General features: G+C 47.3%; 15 protein-coding genes. All 15 read right to left on the minus strand.

What is annotated here, in order from left to right; translation table 11 throughout:
* Nucleotides 1-95: 95 nt before the first annotated feature.
* Complete coding sequence (locus DP120_RS17935) at nt 96-386, minus strand: RNA-binding S4 domain-containing protein (RefSeq protein WP_112225014.1); 291 nt, start codon at nt 384-386, stop codon at nt 96-98.
* Nucleotides 387-388: 2 nt separating this feature from the next.
* On the minus strand, nt 389-1,852 hold the full coding sequence (gene yabN / locus DP120_RS17940) for a bifunctional methyltransferase/pyrophosphohydrolase YabN (RefSeq protein ID WP_112225016.1): 1,464 nt from the start codon (nt 1,850-1,852) through the stop codon (nt 389-391).
* A complete protein-coding gene (locus DP120_RS17945; RefSeq protein WP_112225018.1) occupies nt 1,849-3,435 on the minus strand; it encodes a putative polysaccharide biosynthesis protein in 1,587 nt (528 codons plus the stop codon). The genes yabN and DP120_RS17945 overlap by 4 nt, the downstream gene beginning before the upstream one ends.
* A gap of 44 nt (nt 3,436-3,479) precedes the next feature.
* Entirely contained in the window at nt 3,480-7,013 is a 3,534-nt protein-coding gene (gene mfd / locus DP120_RS17950; protein ID WP_112225020.1) for a transcription-repair coupling factor, read from the minus strand.
* A gap of 63 nt (nt 7,014-7,076) precedes the next feature.
* Nucleotides 7,077-7,640, minus strand: coding sequence for an aminoacyl-tRNA hydrolase (pth, locus tag DP120_RS17955; RefSeq protein ID WP_112225022.1), 564 nt, complete (start codon nt 7,638-7,640; stop codon nt 7,077-7,079).
* Nucleotides 7,641-7,746: 106 nt separating this feature from the next.
* On the minus strand, nt 7,747-8,406 hold the full coding sequence (locus DP120_RS17960; protein WP_112225058.1) for a 50S ribosomal protein L25/general stress protein Ctc: 660 nt from the start codon (nt 8,404-8,406) through the stop codon (nt 7,747-7,749).
* Between the two features lie 97 nt (nt 8,407-8,503).
* Nucleotides 8,504-9,466, minus strand: a complete 963-nt coding sequence (locus DP120_RS17965; protein WP_112225024.1) for a ribose-phosphate diphosphokinase — start codon at nt 9,464-9,466, stop codon at nt 8,504-8,506.
* A 13-nt stretch (nt 9,467-9,479) separates the two neighbouring features.
* Nucleotides 9,480-10,853, minus strand: a complete 1,374-nt coding sequence (glmU, locus tag DP120_RS17970; protein ID WP_112225026.1) for a bifunctional UDP-N-acetylglucosamine diphosphorylase/glucosamine-1-phosphate N-acetyltransferase GlmU — start codon at nt 10,851-10,853, stop codon at nt 9,480-9,482.
* Between the two features lie 499 nt (nt 10,854-11,352).
* On the minus strand, nt 11,353-11,637 hold the full coding sequence (gene spoVG, locus DP120_RS17975) for a septation regulator SpoVG (RefSeq protein ID WP_084242255.1): 285 nt from the start codon (nt 11,635-11,637) through the stop codon (nt 11,353-11,355).
* A 153-nt stretch (nt 11,638-11,790) separates the two neighbouring features.
* Nucleotides 11,791-12,165: a RidA family protein gene (locus DP120_RS17980; protein WP_112225028.1), complete on the minus strand. Its 375-nt coding sequence runs from the start codon at nt 12,163-12,165 to the stop codon at nt 11,791-11,793.
* 2 nt (nt 12,166-12,167) lie between these two features.
* Entirely contained in the window at nt 12,168-12,995 is an 828-nt protein-coding gene (gene purR, locus DP120_RS17985) for a pur operon repressor (protein ID WP_112225030.1), read from the minus strand.
* A gap of 56 nt (nt 12,996-13,051) precedes the next feature.
* Nucleotides 13,052-13,915, minus strand: coding sequence for a 4-(cytidine 5'-diphospho)-2-C-methyl-D-erythritol kinase (gene ispE, locus DP120_RS17990; protein WP_112225032.1), 864 nt, complete (start codon nt 13,913-13,915; stop codon nt 13,052-13,054).
* Nucleotides 13,916-14,061: 146 nt separating this feature from the next.
* Entirely contained in the window at nt 14,062-14,325 is a 264-nt protein-coding gene (gene veg / locus DP120_RS17995; protein WP_071152415.1) for a biofilm formation stimulator Veg, read from the minus strand.
* 160 nt (nt 14,326-14,485) lie between these two features.
* Nucleotides 14,486-15,364, minus strand: coding sequence for a 16S rRNA (adenine(1518)-N(6)/adenine(1519)-N(6))-dimethyltransferase RsmA (gene rsmA / locus DP120_RS18000; RefSeq protein WP_112225034.1), 879 nt, complete (start codon nt 15,362-15,364; stop codon nt 14,486-14,488).
* Entirely contained in the window at nt 15,361-15,921 is a 561-nt protein-coding gene (gene rnmV / locus DP120_RS18005) for a ribonuclease M5 (RefSeq protein ID WP_112225036.1), read from the minus strand. The genes rsmA and rnmV overlap by 4 nt, the downstream gene beginning before the upstream one ends.
* Nucleotides 15,922-15,994: the final 73 nt, after the last annotated feature.

Genomic DNA, 15,994 nt, shown 5'->3' on the forward strand with positions numbered 1-15,994 from the left:
TCTTTTTTCTGCAAATGACAGCTATACACCGGTATATGCAAAAAAGCTGCACTTGAGCATTACGCTCACAGTGCAGCTTTTTATATTTTGAACCCTTACGCTTCGTCATCGATGAACTCAGGTTCTACCTTGTCCAGCTTTTCTTCTTTTAATATCGTATACATATTGGCTGTTTCTTCTTTACGGACGTTTTCTTTCAGCATATCCACCCGTACAGTTACAACCTTTTGGCCGAAGCGGATTTGCAGTTCGTCATTCTCTTTGATGACCGAACTCGCTTTGGCTTTATTGCCGTTTACGGTAATGCGGCCCTGGTCTGCCACTTGCTTGGCCAATGTCCGGCGTTTGATCAGCCGGGAAACTTTCAGGAATTTATCGAGACGCATAATCATTCTCCCTTTCTTGCCAATAATTTGGCTTCGTTCCAAAACTCATCGAGCTGTTCCAATGTATAATCGCTGAAATTGCCGGTGCCTTCTTCCACTTTCCTCTCAACAAAACCGAATCGGCTGCGGAATTTGCGGTTGGCCTGCACCATCGCCTGTTCCGGCGACAGATCATAAAATCTTGCAATGTTCACGAGTGTAAACAGTAAATCTCCCAGTTCATCGAGCTGGTCTTCTTTGGAACCATTCGCCAGTTCATCCCGGAATTCCTGCAGCTCCTCCTGGAACTTCTCCCAGGCACCTTCCGCATCCGACCAGGTGAAACCAACCTTCGCCGCTTTTTTCTGGTAATTATAAGAGGTTGTGAGTGATGAACTGAAGCGTTCCTGGCCATCGAGTAAAGAATCGGCCGCCGGTTTTTCCTGCGCTTTGATTGCCTGCCAATTGCTGACGACTTCATCTGAGCTATCGACCTCAGCATCGCCGAATACATGCGGGTGGCGCCGGATCATTTTGGCAGAAATTGATTCGAGCACATCTTCGAGCTGGAAATAACCATTGTCCTGTCCAATTTGGGCATGAAGGAAAATTTGCAATAAAACATCACCCAGTTCGTCGGCAATGGCATCGTCGTCCTGTTCATCAATCGCCTGCAGCAGTTCATGCGCTTCTTCCAATAGATAAGGCATCAGACTTTCGTGCGTCTGTTCCCGGTCCCACGGACAACCATCAGGGCTGCGAAGTTTTGCGATGACCGAGCGGAATGTCTGCCATTCCTTCAGCCGTTCCTGCTGGTCGGCTGCCGGCGGCACATAAACTGTTGTCAGATTATCGATTTCAGCAGCATGGTCAAGTTCATGCAATGGAACCGTCTGCAGTTTTTCCTGTGAGGATCCAGCAGCCGTCACAATTGTCACCGGGTAATCGTCCGGGTATTTTTCCATCAGCGTCAGTTTGGCTTCCGAGGCACTGAGTGTGTCGTAAATCTGGGCGATGAGAATATGCTGGGTCATATTCAAACGATCGCTTTCCATCGTAGTGCCGTCGACCAATTGGAAGCCATCGATCGGATCGATGCGAAGAGCGCCGAATATCGAATCGAGAAAACTGCTGCCGCCTTCAATCAATAATTGGCATTTACCTGCCTTCTCGGCTTGAATCAGGTGCTGTACAGTTTGTTCAGCAACCAGCGGATGGCCAGGAACTGCATACACAACCGGCCCTTCTTCCGACAGTTGGAGCAGCGTATCCGCAATTTCCTGATAGACCGGAGCGAATTCATCGTATTTCTCATATACTTCATCAAAGCTGGTATAGACCAGGCCTTCCTGCACCAATTCAGTGAGCACGGGATGGTCTGCCGTCCGCACATACAAACGCTCAGCTTTTTTTAACTTTTTATAGACACCGAGCGGCAGCTGGTCGAGGTCGCCAGCGCCGAGTCCGATGATATGGATTGTATTCATCGTCTATCACCTTTTTTCTTTGAATTGATCGCTAATTGCAGCTTGGCCATTTTTCGGCCGAACGGCATGATATACCATTGCTTTTCCGTAATGATGCGGCTTTTCGCAATTATCGCGAGGAACACAGCGGCACCGAGCGGGACTGCTGTCAGCGCCGTTGCTGCAGCCGCTAAGCGACTCGGCAATGCATCAAACAATGTCCAGTCAGCGAAAACCGCCCAACCGAGCACTGCTGCCCCCATTGCAGTTGAAGCAATGAAAATCCATCCGTAAAAACGGGATGGTGCAAATCGTAACGGCCATTGTTTTTTAAAATAAGTCACCAGTCCGCAAACAATAAAAGCTAAGCCCAGGTTTCCTGCTATTGCTGCACCCATTACTCCGTACACGGGAATGAGCAGCCAGTTGCCGATGACTTTCACCGCCAAGCCGCCTGCCATCAACAGGGCAGGCACAGCTACTTTTCCAACGCCGTAAAGCAAGGCAGTAAGAATGAGCAGCAGCGACATCCAGACAATCTGCCAGCTGAAAACGATAAGCGCGGCTGATTGCGCTCTTGTCTGGAACAGCATTTCATTCACATAAGGCATGACAAATGTCAGCCCGGCCGCAGCTGCTATGGCGAACAGCAGGGAAATCCGGTACGCCAGTTTAGCGTACAGTTCAGCCGAACGCCCATTCTTTTTGCGCTGCATCTGAGCAACCAGCGGTACAATCGACAGCGCCAGTGACGTTGCAACGAGCAAACCGAACTGGGCAAGCGGCTGGCCGCGGTCGTAGATGCCTTTTTGCTCCATTGCCATAAGCCTTCCAATTCCGCTGGCTTCAAGCAGGCGGAAGACACTGAAGGAGTCCGCCATCTGGAATATCAGCAAGATCAATGAACTCATGCTGACACTTAAACTGATCGCCAGCATTTTTTTAACAGTCGGCCATAATTCAACCGGTACGGGCTGCGGCTGTTTGATTGCCAATCTATTAAAGTAATAAATCAGCAGGCCCACTGCCGCCAGTTCTCCCGCAACAGCCCCAAGCATCGCCGTCTGTCCCGCGGCGTAAAGGGAAAAGCCGTTCGTGACAACAAGCCAGGTACCGAGCAAAATGACTGTTACCCGGATTGCCTGCTCGATGACCTGTGCATAAGCGACCGGCTGCATCACACTGCCTGCTTGGAAATGACCTTTCATCACTGCCAGCGGTGCCATCAGCAAAACGGCAAATGAACCGACTTTCAACAATGCGCTTAACTGGTTATCCCCCATCCACGCCGCCAATAAATCCGCACCAAGGAAGAGGGCTGCGAATATTACCAGAGAGATACTGGCAATCGTCCAAAAAGCGATCCGGATAATGGCGCGGTGCTCATTCGCCTGCGAATCCGCCAGCATTTTGGAGACGGCCACCGCAAAACCATAAGAAGTCCAGATGCCAAAGACAGCAATAAATGGATAAACCTGCTGATAAATGTAGAAGCCCTGATCCCCGACCATGTTCTGGAATGGCACCCGGTAAACCGCACTGAGTATTTTCACGATCAGGCCGGCCAGCGTCAAAAGGACCGCACCTTTCATAAATGTCTTCATCGCACCTTCTGTGTTCAACCGGATTCACCCATTCCATCATCGGATTAATTTGTTGTTTCAACTTCCCGGAGAGATTCCGGCAATAATTTCATCATGCCTTCCAGAACATCAAAAGGATGATGTTTGGCTGTTTTATTTTCATCGATTGCCATGACAAGCTGCTGGCCCGCCATGCTGAAGCCGACTGCACGGCCGTAAGCTGCCGATTCTTCGACGAGCTTGCCGCCGTTTACTGCCGCCGTACCTTTTTCGCTTAATTTAATGGAGATGATTTTGCCGTTTTGCTTGATCGATTCAACGCCCACCTGGCGTCCCCATACTTTCATCAGGGCGATGCGCAGCAGACGGTCCGTTTCGAGCGGCATGTCGCCGAAACGGTCAATCAGTTCATCCTGCAGTTCTGCGACTTCTTCGGCTTCATCTATGCCTTTGACCCGTTTGTACATCTGGATTTTCTGATAACCGTCGCTGATATAGGAATCCGGTATATATGCATCGACATCCAGCGAAATTTCGATTTCCTGAACCGGCTCTTTCTTGACGCCGCTCTGGCGTTCTTCGATCGCTTCTTCCAGCATTTGGGAATAAAGGTCGAATCCGACCGAATCAATAAAGCCGTGTTGCTGCGAACCCAGCAGATTCCCTGCTCCGCGGATCGTCAAATCACGCATGGCGATTTTAAAGCCGGAGCCAAGCTCAGTAAATTCTTTTATTGCCATCAGGCGTTTTTCCGCCACGTCCGTCAGTACTTTGTCCCGCTGGTACATGAAGTAAGCGTAGGCTACACGGCTTGAACGGCCTACACGCCCCCGCAGCTGATACAGCTGGGACAAGCCCATGCGATCTGCATTTTCAACAATTAAAGTATTGACGTTCGGAATATCGATGCCTGTTTCAATGATCGTCGTCGTCACCAATACATCATAGTCGCCGTCCAGGAAACCGATGATAATCGATTCCAGCTCGGTTTCAGACATCTGGCCGTGGGCATAGCCGATACGGGCTTCCGGCACCAATTGCTGAAGCTCTTCCACTTTCCGCGTCATATCGTCGACCCGGTTGTATAAGTAGAATGCCTGGCCGCCACGCGCCATTTCGCGTTCGATAGCTTCCCGCACGAGGGCACCATTCTGTTCCATTACATAACTTTGGACTGGAAAACGGTTTGCCGGCGGTGTTTCGATTACAGAGAGATCGCGCACCCCTATCATCGACATATGAAGCGTCCGCGGAATCGGTGTTGCCGTCAGCGTCAATACGTCGACATTGGTCTTCATCTGCTTGATCTTCTCTTTATGGGTTACGCCAAAGCGCTGTTCTTCATCAATGATCAATAAACCGAGATCTTTATAATGCATATCTTTTGAAAGGATACGGTGTGTTCCGACTACAACATCCACAGATCCATTCTTCAGACCTTTAACGGTTTCCGCCTGCTGCTTTTTGGAACGGAAACGGCTCATGAGGCCCACTTCAATCGGATAATCCTTAAAGCGTTCACTCATCGTATCAAAATGCTGCTGCGCCAGAATCGTCGTCGGCACCAGGAAAGCCACTTGTTTGCCGTCCAGTACTGCTTTAAAAGCGGCGCGTATGGCGACTTCTGTTTTACCGTAGCCGACATCCCCGCAAATCAGCCGGTCCATCGGACGTTCTTTTTCCATATCCTTTTTGACTTCATTGATTGAACGCAGTTGGTCGACGGTTTCGTCGTAAGGGAACTCTGATTCAAACTGCCGCTGCATATCCTGCTCTTTCGAGAAAGCATAGCCTTTCAGCGCTTCCCGTTCGGCATAAAGCTTGATCAAATCGTCTGCAATGTCCTGCACCGCTTTCGAAACTTTCGCGCGCGTCTTTTTCCACTCGGCGCCGCCCATTTTATGGAGCTTCGGCTCTTTCTCTTCGGAAGCGATGTATTTCTGGATCAAGTCGATCTGATCGACCGGCACGAATAATTTATCATCCGCTTTATAGACGATATGAAGGTAGTCTTTATGGACGCCTTTGACTTCCAGGGTCTCGATGCCGACATAGCGCCCGATTCCGTGGTGGACATGGACAATATAATCTCCCGGTTTAATCTCGGAATAACTCTTGATGCGTTCGGCATTAGTCAGTTTCTGCGCACGCGTCTTTTTCTTCGGCTGCTGTTTAAACAATTCCGAATCGGTAATGACGGCAAAGCGCTGCAATGACATCTCAAAGCCATTTGCCAGATCTCCATCCGCCAAATACACTTTTCCGGGCTGCACTGCAGTAGATTCCGTAAGAATTTCAGCTTCAACTCCGTAATCTTCCAGTACCGAACGGACTTTCCGCAGCCGCTCATCGCCTTCGGCTATAACAAACACACGGAATTTACCCATCACCCAGCGTTCCATTTCCGCTTTCAATAAATTCATCTGGCCATGGAACGACTGCATCGGCTTACTGGAGAAGGCAATCGATTTTTTGACTGAAACCATCGGGAACGTCCGGACAAATAAAGACAGATACGTCATCTTTTGTTTCATTTGGCCAATCAATTCACGGAACGTATAGGACAGATTGACGCCTTGAAGGAATTTCCCTTCCTCCAATAAAGACACGATCCATTCGCCTTCTTCACGTTCCAGTGTTTCCGTCATTTCCTGAATACGGCCTAATTCATCGAAAAACACATAACCATTTCCCGGGAAATAATCACCTAAAGAAGCGGATTGGGTTTCTACCAATGATGCATATTTAGCTGCCTGGTCAGGGATATCCCCTTGCCGCAGGATATCAATATCATGCTGGATGTATTGAAGCAGCAACTCTTTCGTATCGTCAGCCTTTGTTTTCTTCAATGTAAAGGCTAATTGTTCTTCAATGCGGTCTGCCAAAGCGCTTCTTTGCGATTTATCAAGCACCAGTTCGTTGGCCGGCAGAATGCATAATGAAGCAATCTTCTTCAGAGAACGCTGGTCTTCCGCGTCAAAAATACGGATTGAGTCGACTTCCGTATCGAACAATTCAATGCGGACCGGATGCTCGAAGTTCAGCGGATAGACATCGAGGATGCCACCGCGCAATGCAAATTCCCCAGGTGCCGTCACCATTGTGGTACGGGAATAGCCCATAGCCACCAATTTCAATAGCCATTGGTCGGTATCCAGTTCTTCCCCGTCTTCCACCCGCAAAGTAGAGGCGTCCCATTGTTTTCTGGAAGGCAATAATTTGCGCATTCCAGCTACGGGCGTAATGTAGATGCCTTTTCCGGTATTCGCCATATGATCGAGTGTGTCAATTCGATGAGCGCGGAGTTCGGGACCTGAAAAAGAAACGTCCGCCGCAATCAATTCTTCTGCCGGATACAAATGGACCAGTTCTTCGCCCAGCAATTTCACAAGATCGTCGTAGACCCGTTGCGCATGCAAAAGGTTCGGTGTGACAATCAGCATCGGTGCATCAAGCTCACCGTAAAGGGTACGGTAGAAGAAAGTACGCCCGCTGCCCGATAATCCCGAAACCAGCTGATGATCCTGCCCTTTCTTCAAATCAGCAATTAACTTTTGTACTTGTGAATCCTCTGAAAAAGCTTCTAAAATATGATTCATGAAGATTCCTCCTTTCCTGGGAAACAGAAAAAAGCTCTGAACGCGTTACGCGCCAAAGCGAATCTATGCTCCATTGTATTTAGTCATGACTTCTATAAACGGTTTGCCCAGCCAAAATTCACAGGCTTCAGCTGATTTTTGGACTGCTTCTGCCATATCCGCGCTTTCATCTTTTGAAAATCTGGATAATACGTAATCAGGCACTTTCATTCCTGCGGGCGGACGGCTGATGCCGATGCGGATCCGGTTGAAGTTCTGGGTCCCAAGATGCTGAATCAGGGACTTGATGCCGTTATGCCCTCCGGCGCTGCCTTTTTGGCGCAGCCTCAACTGCCCTGTCGGCAAGTCCAGATCATCGTAGATGACAAGGATATCGTCAATGCCGATATCGTAATAATCCATGATGGCACTGACACTTTCACCAGATAAGTTCATGTACGTCAGCGGCTTCAACAGCATCACTTTGCCTTCCGGCCGGTGGATGACGGAATACATGCCCTTGAATTTCGCCTGCGTCAGCGGTGCATTCCACTTCGAAGCCAAATGATCAATTACATGGAAGCCGATGTTATGGCGGGTCTGTTCATAGGTTTTGCCCGGATTGCCCAGGCCAATAATTAATTTCATTGCAACTCGTCCTTTGCTTTTCACTGCTGTCTATTTTACCACATACTCTTATTAATGAAAAAACAGGGACTGCCAGAAGACAGTCCCTGTTTTCTTCTGTTTAATTTTACGCTTCTTTTTCTTCGTCAGAACCTGATTCTTCGTCGCTTCCGACAACTTCCGGCTCAGCGCCTTCAGTTTCAGGAGTCTCTTCAAGCTCGTCAATTTCTTCCTGAGTACGTGGTGCAGATACAGATACCAATAGGAAATCGTCATCATCCAGAATTTCATAAGGCACTGTTCCACGGATATCCCCTACAGAAAGAGAATCGCCAATTTCAAGTTTGCTGACATCCACTTCAAGAGCATCCGGAATATCCGAAGGCTTCACTTTGATGTTAACTTCACGGTTAGGCTGGTTAACGATACCGCCTTCTGATTCCCCTGCAGCTTCACCGACTGTATGCACAGCCGCTGCTACTTCAAGTTCGTCAGACATATTGATCGCTAAAAAGTCGACATGCTTAAAGTTGCCTTTTAAAGCATCCATTTGGTAATCACTTAATACCACATTGAATGTTTTCCCGTCCAATTCCAGGTTGATAACACCGTTTCGCCCAGATTCGCGTAATGTTTTGATTAAATCTATTTCAGAAACTGTCAGCGGTGTCGTTTCAGCTTGATAGCCGTATACGATTCCCGGTACGTCACCTTTTCCTCGTAATTCCGTTAATGCTGAATGCGGCGTACCGCTTTCTCTTTTTTGTGCTTTCATTTTTGTAGCCATATACATTTCACCCTCCAAGTTTTATAAATGTTCGTAGTTAGTGGATACCCTTAAACATTTATCATCAAACCTTGAAGGGTGAGAAAGGATTTTATGATCAGTCGAATAAACTGCTGACTGATTTTTGTTCGTGTACGCGAACGATAGTTTCCGCCAATAGTTTAGCTACCGACAATTGCTTGATTTTCGGAGAATTTTTCTCTTCAGGCAAAGCAATTGAGTTGGTGATGATCAATTCTTTGATGACAGAGTCATTGATGCGCTGAACGGCAGGTCCTGATAATACAGGATGTGTACAGCAGGCGTAAACTTCTTTTGCTCCGCTTTCAATCAAAGCACTGGCAGCAATCGAGATTGTGCCGGCCGTATCGATGATATCGTCGATGATGATGGCAGTTTTGCCTTCCACATTACCGACGATGTTCATGACTTCCGCTACGTTCGGACGCGGACGGCGTTTATCGATGATGGCAATCGGTGCTTTCAGGCGATCCGCCATCTTGCGTGCGCGCGTTACGCCCCCGTGGTCAGGCGAAACGACGATGACATTTTCAAGGTCGATGCCGCTTTCATTCAGGAAATATTCCGAGATAAGAGGTACTGCTACTAAATGGTCGATCAAAATATCAAAGAAGCCTTGAATTTGAGGTGCATGCAGATCCAGTACAACCACACGGGTAGCTCCGGCTGTTTCCAAAAGATTCGCTACCAGTTTCGCCGTGATTGGCTCACGCGAACGCGCTTTTCGGTCCTGGCGGGCATAGCCGTAATACGGAATCACGACGTTGACCGTGCGGGCTGAAGCGCGTTTTACCGCATCAATCATAATCAGCAGCTCCATCAGGTTTTCGTTGACAGGCTGTGAAGTGGATTGGACGATGAAAACATCATAGCCGCGAATACTTTCTTCGATGTTGATTTGGATTTCTCCGTCACTGAAGTGTGTAACCGAACTCTTTCCTAGCGGAATGCCCACATTCTCGGCAATTTCCTCCGCTAATTCCTTATTTGAATTCAATGAAAAGATTTTCAGTTTACTGTCTGCATTTTGATAACCCATTAAGGTTTACCTCCTATTTTTTCACGTTTAGTTTTGAAGCATAGCCATCTTTATTTTCCTGGCGGGCACGCGCAATCGCCAATGCATCTTCTGGTACGTCCTTGGAAATAGTAGAGCCTGCCGCCACATAAGAGCCTTTGCCGATTGTAACCGGGGCAATAAGATTTGAATTGCAGCCGATGAAGGAGTCGTCTTCAATTTTCGTGAGACTCTTATTTTTACCGTCGTAATTGACTGTGATCGTGCCGCAGCCAATATTGACGTTTGTTCCAACTTCCGCATCGCCGATATAACTCAAATGGGACACTTTGCTGCCATTGCCAACTTCGGATTTTTTCACTTCAACAAAATTGCCGATTTTGACTTCATTGCCAAGATTGCTGTCCGGACGGACGTGGGCGAATGGCCCAATTGCCGTATCCGTGCCAATCGAGCTGTTGTAGACTTCGGAAGAACGGATTTCTGTCCGGTCGCCGATTACGCTTGAAACGATACGGCTATTGGATGAAATGAAACAATCTTCCCCGATTACCGTGCGCCCTTCGATGATGACATTTGGATAAAGAATCGTGTCAGCTCCAATTTCAGCTTCTGCACTGATGTAAGTGGAAGCGGGATCGATGATGGAAACGCCGTTACGCATATGTTTTTCGGCTATGCGCGCGCGCATGATTCCCTCAGCCTGGCTCAATGCCACACGGTCGTTGACGCCAAGCGTCTCATCAAAACTGTCTGTAGCGTAAGCAGAAACAATTTCACTTTGTTTCTGAAGGATTTCGATAACATCCGGCAAGTAATATTCCCCTTGCACGTTATCATTTGAAACAAGCTTCAATGCTTCGAACAACGCTTCGTTGTCAAAACAGTACGTACCCGTGTTGATTTCTTTGACCTGCTGTTCATCAGATGAAGCATCTTTCTGCTCAACGATTTTCGAAACCTGCCCGCTGCCGTCGCGGATGATGCGGCCATAACCAGCCGGGTTATCGGTGATGGCTGTAAGAATAGTAGCCTTGGCTTCTGTGGATTTATGATGATCAAGGAGCGCCTGCATCGTTTCTGCACGAATTAACGGCGTGTCTCCGCAAACGACCAAAGTCGTGCCCGGTTTTCCTTCAATCAATGAAGCCGCCTGCTGCACCGCATGAGCCGTACCCAATTGCTCTTCCTGCAAGGCGTACTCGCTGCTGTCGCCAAGCTGCTCCCGCACTTTTTCCGCTCCGTGTCCGACAATCGTAACGATTTTCTCCACACCCAGCTGTGAAACATTGCCGGTTACATGCTCAACCATCGGCATGCCGCAAACCGGATGCAAAACTTTATACAATTTCGATTTCATTCGCGTGCCTTGTCCGGCCGCGAGTATTACTGCATATGTATTCGTCATGTATCGATCCTCCATCCATAAGATTTTTGTTTAATCATTATCTATTCCGTAACGCTTACGCGTCTGAGCGCAAAAAAAAGCCGTTACGGCATACTTTTGCAATTGCCTGCTGTAAACAAACGCTTGCGTTTTTCTCTCTATTAAGAAGCTGTGCCATCCGGCTTTTTCGCTTCAATGACTTATTCCCCCACTACAAACCCATCGGCTTGTTAGAAAAAAGCGCAGCTGTGAAAATGCAATTCGTGATTGCGTAAGCCACACAACTGTTTCAGCTTTACTTTAACTATATCGGAAAAACCTTGATTTTTCAAGGTTCGCCGCTATGTCAATCCCATGACAAATAGAAAAGCGACAACGCCCGGTTAGCTCTGACAAGTATAAGATACGCTGGCGTAGCGGCATGTTTTCAGCCGCCTAGCTTAGAAAATGAAAACTGGCCAATTTCTAACCATAATAAAAAGAGCCCGTATTTTGCTTCAGGCTCTTCTGTCTGTTAAATTCACACGCCCGCTTCTTCAAACACGGGATCATTCTCACTTTGTTCATAAGCAGCCAACACAGCTTGCTGAAGCTTACTTCTTGTTCCTGAGTTAATCGGATGTGCTATATCTCTGAATTCGCCATCCGGAGTTCGTTTACTGGGCATCGCTACGAACAAGCCGTCATTTCCATCAATCACCCGAATATCATGTACAACAAACTCGTTGTCCAGGGTGATGGAAGCGATTGCTCTCATACGGCCATCCGTTTGAACCCGTCTCAACCTCACATCAGTTACTTCCATTCTCATCACCTCTCCCCTAAGATGTAATTTTTGGAGCTTTTTATGTTATTCGCTATTAAGGACTAATATCCTTCAAAAATTACAAAATTTATTAGAATATTTTGTTTTTATGATAAAAAAATAAAACTGCCTGTAAAAGGCAGTTTCATTTCCTTACTTAACTTTCGCAATAACTTCGATTTCAACTTTCACATCTTTCGGCAATCTGGCCACTTCCACTGTAGAGCGGGCCGGTTTATGGTCACCGAAATAAGAGGCGTAAATTTCATTCAGCGCAGCAAAATCATTCATGTCCTTGATGAAAACGGTTGTTTTAATAACGTTATCCAGTGAGGAGCCCGCTTCTGCCAAGACCGCTTTCAGGTTGGCAAAAACCTGATGGGCCTGTTCGCCGATTGTATCTCCTGCAATGTCACCTGCAGGCGTCAATGGAATCTGTCCTGAACTATAGAACATGTCGCCGGACACGACACCTTGTGAATACGGGCCGATTGCGGCCGCTGCTTTATCAGTTGCTACATATTTCATGATCAATAACCTCCATCCGAGAAATAGTTTCCTTCTTGTAATTCAATTTTCCGTTCTTTTTCGCTGACCTCGCGCAATTTAACAAGTGATAAGTATTTTTCAACCAATTGTTCATCCTTATGTTCCGCTTCCACAAGCACTGCCACTCCGGCGAGCGTGCATTCGAATTCTTCGAGGAGATTCTTCATGCCGTTCATCGTGCCGCCGACCTTCATGAAATCGTCTGTGATCAGCACACGCTGACCGCTCTTCATGCTGCGTTTCGACAACACCATCGTCTGGATGCGCCGGGACGAACCTGACACGTAATTAATGCTGACAGTGGAGCCTTCGGTGACTTTACTGTCGCGGCGTACGATAACGACCGGAACATTCAAATGCCGCGCGATGGCATGGGCGATTGGAATGCCTTTTGTCGCCACTGTCATGATGACATCGATTTTCTGATGCGCAAATGCCGTGGCGAAAACTTTGCCGACGCGGTTCATCATATCCGGATTGCCCAGTACATCGGTCATATACAAATAGCCTCCCGGCAGAAGCCGGTCAGAATGGCTCAATTCACTGATCAGTTCCTGCATGATCGCTCTGATTTCCGGTTCCTGCAATTTCGGAATATATTTCACTCCTCCTGCAGCTCCGGGCACCGTCGCCAATAAACCAATGCCTTTTTGCTCAAAAGTCTCTTTGACGATTCCTAAATCTTCACTGATGGACGATTTGGCCGATTCATATAAATCGGAGAAATACGTCAGCGGAATCAATTTATGTGGATGCTCCAATAAGTAATGCGTCATATCTACTAAACGTTCACTGCGTTTCCACTTCATTTTCCACTCTCCTGAACACGAATGATTTATAGAAAACTTACCATAATTATCCGTCTTTAAGCAAGTGGGTCCCGCTCGCCGACCAGTCTTACGGCGTATACTTCTGCACAGAAACCGCGCAATCCGTTATAGATGCGTGGAATACGCGCTTCCTGCTGCACTAATCCGAAGACAGTCGGTCCGCTGCCGCTCATAAGTACAGCGTCTGCTCCGAACTTCTTCATTTGATCTTTTATCTGTGCCACTTCGGGATACAAGGATAATGTGACACTTTCCAAAGCATTTCCTAAGTTTGCGCAGACACCGGCGTAATCTTTATTTTCAATCGCCTCGATCATTTTTTGTGTATTCGGATGCTCTGCTTTATTGACATCGAAGGCACCGTAAACTTCAGCGGTGGAAACACCGATTGTCGGTTTTGCAAGAATGACCCAGCAATTCGGCGGTGCCGGGAGCTGTTGGATGATTTCGCCGCGGCCTTTTGCAAGCGCCGTCCCCCCGTATACGCAAAAAGCGACATCTGAACCGATCTTCGTGCCCAGTTCAGCCAACTCATCCAATGAAAGATTCAGATTCCATAACTTATTCAAGCCTTTTAGTGTCGCAGCTGCATCACTGCTTCCACCCGCCAGTCCCGCAGCAACCGGAATCTGTTTATCGAGCTTGATGATAACTCCGGATTTGATGTGGTAGGTGTCTTTCAATAACTTCGCCGCCTGATAGGCAAGATTGCGCGAATCATTCGGCACAAAGCGATCGGCTGATTCGATATGGATTCCGCGTTCGGTTTCCATCAGCCCGATGCGGTCTGCAAGATCCACAGTAGTCATGATCATTTCGACCTCATGGTAATTGTCAGGTCTTTTATGTAGTACATCCAATGTTAAGTTGATTTTGGCAGGTGCCTTCACATAGAGCATCTCCACTGTCTCCTTTTATAATCTGATGAAGACTATTTTAACACACGGTGGTGGAATGGGGAGTTTTTGGGGAAAAAACAAAAAACCCATACACTGCCGAAGCCGGCAAGGTATGGGCTACAAAGAAAATATAAAATATAGTTCGATTATTTAACGACTAAAGCGTCTTCTGTTCCTTCATACACAGTGATTTCCACTGCTTCTGTCAGGATGTCCGCGTAGCTGTAGGACACTCTTTCAAATGCATGTTCATCTTGATCTAACTCAATTACGAACACGGAGTGATATGTTTCGCGCAGGATTCCGGCACGTTCGACCGTTTTCTTGCGACCTCCGTTTGCTTTCAACAGCAATCGTTTCCCTAAATGCAAATCCAACGACTTCTTGATATCCGCCAAAGTTTTGGGCATTTTGTCTACACCTCACTATAAATAAACCTTACTACAAAATGCCCAAATTGTCAAATAAATTTTTAATTTTATCTTGGAATCCGCTTGGTGTCAATATTTATTTATCCGAAATACCCTTTTTTATTCGAGTTGTGCCGTTTTTTCAACAGAATGATGGAAATCAGCCAAAATAGCCGTAAAGCTTGTCAGCGAGGCCGCCGAATTCCTTGATGCTCAAGGTTTCACCGCGCCTTGTCGGATCAATCCCCGCTTCTTCCAAAGCCTTTAAAATCAAATCCTTCTTTTCTTTTCCATCAGGCATTGCTGCCTGCAAATTATTGAATATTGTCTTGCGGCGCTGCACAAAAGAACCTCTCGTCACTTTAAAAAAGAAATCTTCATCGATGACTTCCACTTGCGGTGTTGGGCGCTTCGTCATCTTTATGACCGCAGAGTCGACATTGGGCTGCGGCATGAAGACGCCTTTTGGCACCGTCAAAGCCATTTCCGCTTCCGTGTAATATTGAATAGCGATGGACAGAGAACCGTAAGCTTTCGTTCCAGGCTTCGCCGTAATCCGTTCCGCCACTTCTTTCTGCAGCATGACCACGAGTCCGCGAATCGGCAATTTCTCCAATAGCAATTTCATGATGATTGGTGTCGTTACGTAATACGGTAAATTGGCCACTACCATAATGTCTTCGTAACCCTCTAGTTCTTTCGCAATGGCGTCCGCAACATCCGCTTTCAGAATATCGGAATGGATGATGCTGACGTTGTCGTAAGGTGACAGGGTGTCATCAAGCACCGGCAACAGGCGCTGATCAATTTCAAAAGCCAGCACTTTTCCGGCGGCACGCGCCAGGTGTTCTGTCAAAGCTCCAATGCCGGGCCCTATTTCGATAGCTGCTGATTGTTTTGTCAGATTTGCCTGGCTGACGATTTTCCGAAGAATATTCGGGTCGATCAAAAAGTTCTGTCCCAGACTTTTCTTCACTGTTAAGCCATGTTTCGCCATAATTTCCTGGGTGCGTATAGGTGTTGCTATATCTTTCATCATTTTCGTTCCTCCTGATTCAGCGCCTGCACCGCTTCGATGAATTGCTGTTTCGTTATGCCGAACATATGCAGCCGTTTGGCAAGCTGCTTGCCGTTTGTATAGCCGATCTGCAGAATATTTCCAATTTCCGTACGGCGCTGCCTTGCCTGTGGATGAGCCACCAGCTTGGCTATAATTAAATCTTCCATCGTAATTTCAGCAGGCTCTTCATTTTTCCAGATTGTATGAACGGAAGCCAGCGCTTCCCGGATATCTTCATCTTTGGCATGCTCAATGCCGAGCCCCTTGCCGTTTTTCGCAATGGTTTTTTCCTTCGCCAAAAACGCGTGCTTGGCTGTCGGCACGTATTCCTCAATAATAGCACGTATCCGTCTGCCTGGATAATCAGGGTCTGTAAATACAATCACACCGCGTTTGGAAGCGGCGTGCGCGATTTTTTTCAAAGTCTCTTCGGAAATAGCGGAGCCGTTCGTTTCAATCGTATCGGCCTGCACTGCGCGTTTAACGGCAACCGTATCGTCTTTGCCTTCAACTACAATCACTTCTTTGATTTTCATCAGTTGTTCCTCGTTTCAAAACTTTTTGTTTTAGTTTACCCTGTTCCGGCTAAACATGTAAAAAGCTTTCCCG

It is taken from the genome of Planococcus halotolerans, assembly GCF_003289955.1.
Classification (GTDB): domain Bacteria; phylum Bacillota; class Bacilli; order Bacillales_A; family Planococcaceae; genus Planococcus; species Planococcus halotolerans.